Genomic DNA, 4969 nt, shown 5'->3' with positions numbered 1-4969 from the left:
TGGGACAGACATCGGACATGAAGCTCTATGATGATAACCGCAGGCTATTGTATAATGGACTTACGGAAATAGGCTATCACTGTGTGTATCCGAGCGGGGCCTTTTATCTGTTTGTCAAGTCGCCGGAAAGTGATGCCAAGGCATTTGCTGAAAAAGCGAAGGCCATGAATCTGCTCATCGTGCCGGCTGACAGTTTTGGTTGTCCTGGATACGTCCGCGTGTCTTACTGTGTAGATCCGGATATGATCCGCCGTTCCTTTACGGCTTTCCGTGCTCTTTGGAACCAGTATCAGCAGTAGCCAGAAAGAGGAGAGTGTTATGACTGTATATGACGAGTATCAGAAAAAGTGCTGTACTGCCGACCAGGCAGTGCAGCTGGTAAAATCGGGAGACTGGGTAGATTTCAGTCAGAGCTGTTCCTATCCGTCGGCCCTGGATGCGGCTTTGGCCAGACGCAAAAATGAGCTCAGCGATATTAAGGTGCGCAACGCTATTTCCTGTAAGCCTGTTCAGGTCCTGGAAGCAGATCCGCACAATGAGACCTTTACGTATAATCTGTGGCATTGTTCTGGCATCGACCGCAAATATGTCGACCAGGGACGGGCCTATTATGCGCCCATGCTGTTTCGTAACTGTGGCTCTTATTACACCAAAGGCTTTGCCCCGGTTAACGTGGCCATGATTACAGTAGCGCCCATGGATAAACATGGCAACTTTTCCTATGGCCTGACGAACTGCTGCCAGCAGGAAATGCTCGATGCAGCCGATACGATTATTGTCGAAGTCAATGAACAAATGCCGGTTATTTACGGCATGGCCAACGATCATATTCACGTTTCCGACGTTGACTGCATCGTCGAAAGCCAGGAGCCGCTGAATGTCATGCCCAACCGCCCGGCCAGCGAGATTGACAAGCAAATTGCCGCCCAGATTTTTCCCTATCTCCATGACGGCATGACGCTGCAGCTCGGCATTGGCGGCATGCCCAATGCTCTGGGCGTACTTATTGCCGAATCGGATCTGAAGGACCTGGGTATGCATACAGAGCTCATGAGCGACGGCTACCTGAATTTGTATAAAGCCGGCAAGATTACGAATAAGAAAAAGAAGCTTCAGCGCGGGAAAGGCGTCTTTTCCATCTGTATGGGTTCCAAAGAGCTGTATGAATTTCTGGATCATAATCTGGATATTCTGTCGGCGCCCATGTACTATGTCAATAATCCGGAAACGATTCGCCAGCTCGATGACTTCGTGTCCATCAACAGCTGCATCGCCATGGATTTGTATGGCCAGATCTGTTCGGAATCGGCCGGGACGCGGCATATCAGCGGTACTGGCGGCCAGTTGGATTTCGTAACCGGTGCCTATGCGGCTCCTCATGGACAGGCCTTTCTGGCCATGCCGTCCATGCACGTCGATGCAAAGGGCGTCCGCCATTCTCATATTCTGCCTAAATTTACAGAAGGCGATATTATTACGACGCCGCGGACGCAGGCTCCTTATATGGTAACGGAATACGGCGTAGCCAATCTGTCGGGCCTTACGACGTGGCAGCGGGCCGAAGCCATTATTGGCCTTGCTCATCCAGAGTTCCGGGAAGACCTCATTCAGGCGGCAGAGCAGCAGCGTATCTGGCGCCGCAGCAACAAGCGGTAAGCCATTTTCCTGTCATATCTGCGTGTATAGGTGTTTGCATATCATTTTTTTCATATGGAGGGCCCTATGACAGCGACCTTTCAACGGCAGCTGCGGCTGCGCTGGATGTATCTGGGCACAGCGGTTATTCTGCTGCTGTGCCTGGGATTAATTTATGCCTGGTCTATTTTTCGCATCCCTTTGGAACGGGAGTTTGGCTGGTCCAGTACAGAAACATCTGTTACCTTTTCCATTTCCATGATGATGTTTTGCTTCGGCGGCGTGGCGTCAGGCATTCTGACCGCGCACAGAGGCGTGCGTACGACCCTGATTGCCTGCGCGGTCTGTTTGGCCAGTGGCTTTGGGCTGGCGTCACAGGCCAGTTCGCTGTGGGAAATCTATGTAACGTATGGCGGCTTGTGCGGCTTTGGCGTCGGCCTGGGATATAATGGCGCTATCAGTACGGCTGTGAAGTGGTTTCCTGATCGGACAGGGCTCGTATCTGGCATATCTCTCATGGGATTTGGACTGGGCGCCATGATTCTTGGCATGGCAGCGGCTGCGTGTATTGAACTGGTTGGCTGGCGGACGACGTTTCTCTGCATAGCTGTCGCATTTGGCTTTGTCGTTCTGGCCGGGGCATTCATCCTGAAGGCAGCGCCGGCTGCATTCCTGCAGCATATGAGCGGGCACATGGCAGCAGCTAAACAGTCCGTAGAAGACCTGCAGCCAACGGCTATGATTTGCCGCCGTAATTTCTGGCTCTACTTCGCCTGGGCAGCTGTACTGAGTGCAGCAGGGCTGGCAATTATCAATATTTCTGCAGGATATGCCGGCGAATTTTCCGGCGGCAATCTGGCGGAAGCAGCGGCATTAGCTGGTGTCGTGTCCATTGCCAATGGCGTCGGCCGCATTCTCTTTGGACAGTGCTTTGACAGTCAGGGATACAGGCGGACCATGGCGTTCGTGACCATCCTTGTCCTGGCAGCAGGGCTGGCATTTATTGCCGCCGACATGACGAGGCAGACGCCGGTGCTCCTGTTGGCTTTCGTTCTTATTGGCCTGTCCTATGGCGGTGTAACGCCGACCAACTCGGCTTTTACGGCTTTCTTCTTCGGCCGTACTCATTATGCCCTGAATTTCAGCGTTACCAATTTAAATCTTATCATCGCTTCCTATGCCGGCCCGCTATGTGCCAGCGGGAAACCGCTGACGGCGTTTGTGATTATGATTGGGCTGGCTGTCGTTGCAGGGGTGCTGCTTTTCTGTATACGCCGGCCGCGGCAGCAAGTATCTTAGCCTCTATATATTGAATATGTGCGCTGTAACAGGTATTATACAAAGTATAATACCTGTTTTTTTGAGGAGGTTACGGCTATGGATGAACGGACGGCGAAGGAAATATGGACTCGCTTTATGACCGATGGAACCCTGGATGACCGCTTGCAGCCCGTTGTGGCTCAGTCTTGGGCCAAATGCCGGAAATTGGGAGTCGATCCCTATTGCAGCGGCGGTACACCAGTGCCGCCAGAGGTGTTTCAGCGCATTATAGAAAAAAACAAGGTGCTGCTGCAAATTGCAGTACCGATTATGGACAGTGTCTACTCGATTATTCGAGAGTCCCATTTTTTGCTGGCTCTGACTGATGCAGACGGGTATGTCCTTCATATTATCGGCGACGATGCTATTTTGGAGCGGTCAGAAAATATTCTGCTCCGCAACGGAGCCATTTGGAGCAATAAAGGCGTCGGCAGCAATGCGCCGGGCATTGCACTGGAATACGATACGCCTATTCAGATGAACGGTGCGGAACACTACTGCTTTTCTCAGCACAGCTGGACCTGTTCGGCAGCGCCCATTCACGGTATAAGCGGTAAAGTCATTGGCAGTCTGGATTTGTCAGGCAATGTGGAAGATGCCCATCCCCATACGCTGGCCCTGGTCGTCGCCGGCGCGTACAGTATGGAACGCATGCTGGCCAATTACTTTCAGACCCAGCTTACTCGCGCAGCTGCTGATGGCCTGCAGGAAGCTGTTTTTATTGTAAATGAACAGCTTCAGCTTCGCTGGGCAAACCGCATGGCCCGGACGGAACTGGGACTGTCGAGTGAATCAATGAGGACCGTGGATATTCGCACTCTCCTTCCTGAACTCGATTGGGACGGTATTTTGCACCGGGAATACGACGATGGTCCCCTGTATGTCGATGATATAACCTGGCATGCCGGCGGCCAGGCGCAGCAGTTCAGTGCGGCCGTTTCCTGTACTGCTGAGACCGTAGGTCGGGCAATTACGCTTATTCTGCGGAAACAGGAGCATATTCTCCGTTCTGTAAACCGCATGTCCGGCAATCAGGCCCGCTATACCTTTGATGATATTTTTGCTGCCGATCCGGTAATGAAGCAGGTCGTCAGCCAGGCACGGCAGTATGCACAGTACGATGGAAGCGTGCTCATAGAAGGAGAAAGCGGCACGGGAAAAGAATTATTTGCCCAGGCTATTCACCATGGCAGTGCCCGGAAAAATGGCCCTTTTGTGGCTGTCAACTGTGCATCTCTGCCGCGGGATCTGATTGAAAGCGAGTTATTTGGCTATGAACGGGGCGCCTTTACGGGAGCGCTGAAAGAAGGAAATCCCGGTAAATTTGAACTGGCCGATCACGGTACGCTGTTTCTGGATGAAATTGGTGAAATGCCCATGGAGTTTCAGGCTAAGCTGCTGCGGGCCGTAGAGACCCTGACTATACGCCGCCTTGGCGGGAAAAAAGAAAAAAAGCTCGATGTACGGGTCATTGCGGCGACGAACCGAAACTTGAAGCGCCAGGTCAGGATGGGTGCATTCCGTGGTGATTTGTATTATCGCCTGAATGTCCTGAAGCTGGATATTCCGCCCCTGAGGGAACGGCCTGATGATATTGCATACTGTGCCAGACTTTTTTTGGAACGGTTTAATCAGCGATATCCTTCTCAGAAAAAAACACTGACCCTTTCTGCACTGGAAGCATTAAAGCAGTATGACTGGCCAGGAAATGTACGTGAATTACAGAACAGTATAGAACGGGCCTTTTATATAAGCGGACATGATACGATTTCCGCCGGTGATTTGTACTATGTCCTTGATGAAAAAACAATTTCTCCAGCGGCATCCCCTGAACCAAGAAATGAACAGACCCTTTCCCCGGCAGCTGTAGCCGTGCCAGATGAAAAAGAATTGTGTCTGCAGGCGCTGCAGCAGTGTCAGGGACATGTAGCGGCAGCGGCTGCACAGATGGGGGTAAGCAGAGCAACTATGTATCGCCTGTGTAAACAATACGGCATTATCCCCAAATATATAC

Annotated in this window: 4 protein-coding genes; all 4 read left to right on the top strand. The window is 51.9% G+C overall.

Features of this window, described 5'->3' with window-relative positions:
• On the top strand, positions 1–299 hold a 299-nt coding region (locus Q3886_RS08330), incomplete at its 5' end, for an aminotransferase class I/II-fold pyridoxal phosphate-dependent enzyme (RefSeq protein ID WP_301860898.1).
• 19 nt (positions 300–318) lie between these two features.
• Entirely contained in the window at positions 319–1656 is a 1338-nt protein-coding gene (locus Q3886_RS08325; RefSeq protein WP_301860897.1) for an acetyl-CoA hydrolase/transferase family protein, read from the top strand.
• A 66-nt stretch (positions 1657–1722) separates the two neighbouring features.
• Positions 1723–2934 carry an MFS transporter gene (locus Q3886_RS08320; protein WP_301860896.1) on the top strand — a complete coding sequence of 404 codons (1212 nt, stop codon included), beginning with the start codon at positions 1723–1725 and terminating at the stop codon, positions 2932–2934.
• Positions 2935–3012: 78 nt separating this feature from the next.
• A partial coding sequence (locus tag Q3886_RS08315) for a sigma-54-dependent Fis family transcriptional regulator (protein ID WP_301860895.1) occupies positions 3013–4969 on the top strand: 1957 nt, incomplete at its 3' end.

The organism is uncultured Megasphaera sp., assembly GCF_958350005.1.
GTDB lineage: Bacteria > Bacillota > Negativicutes > Veillonellales > Megasphaeraceae > Megasphaera.
This window is presented reverse-complemented; position numbering and strand designations above follow the sequence as displayed.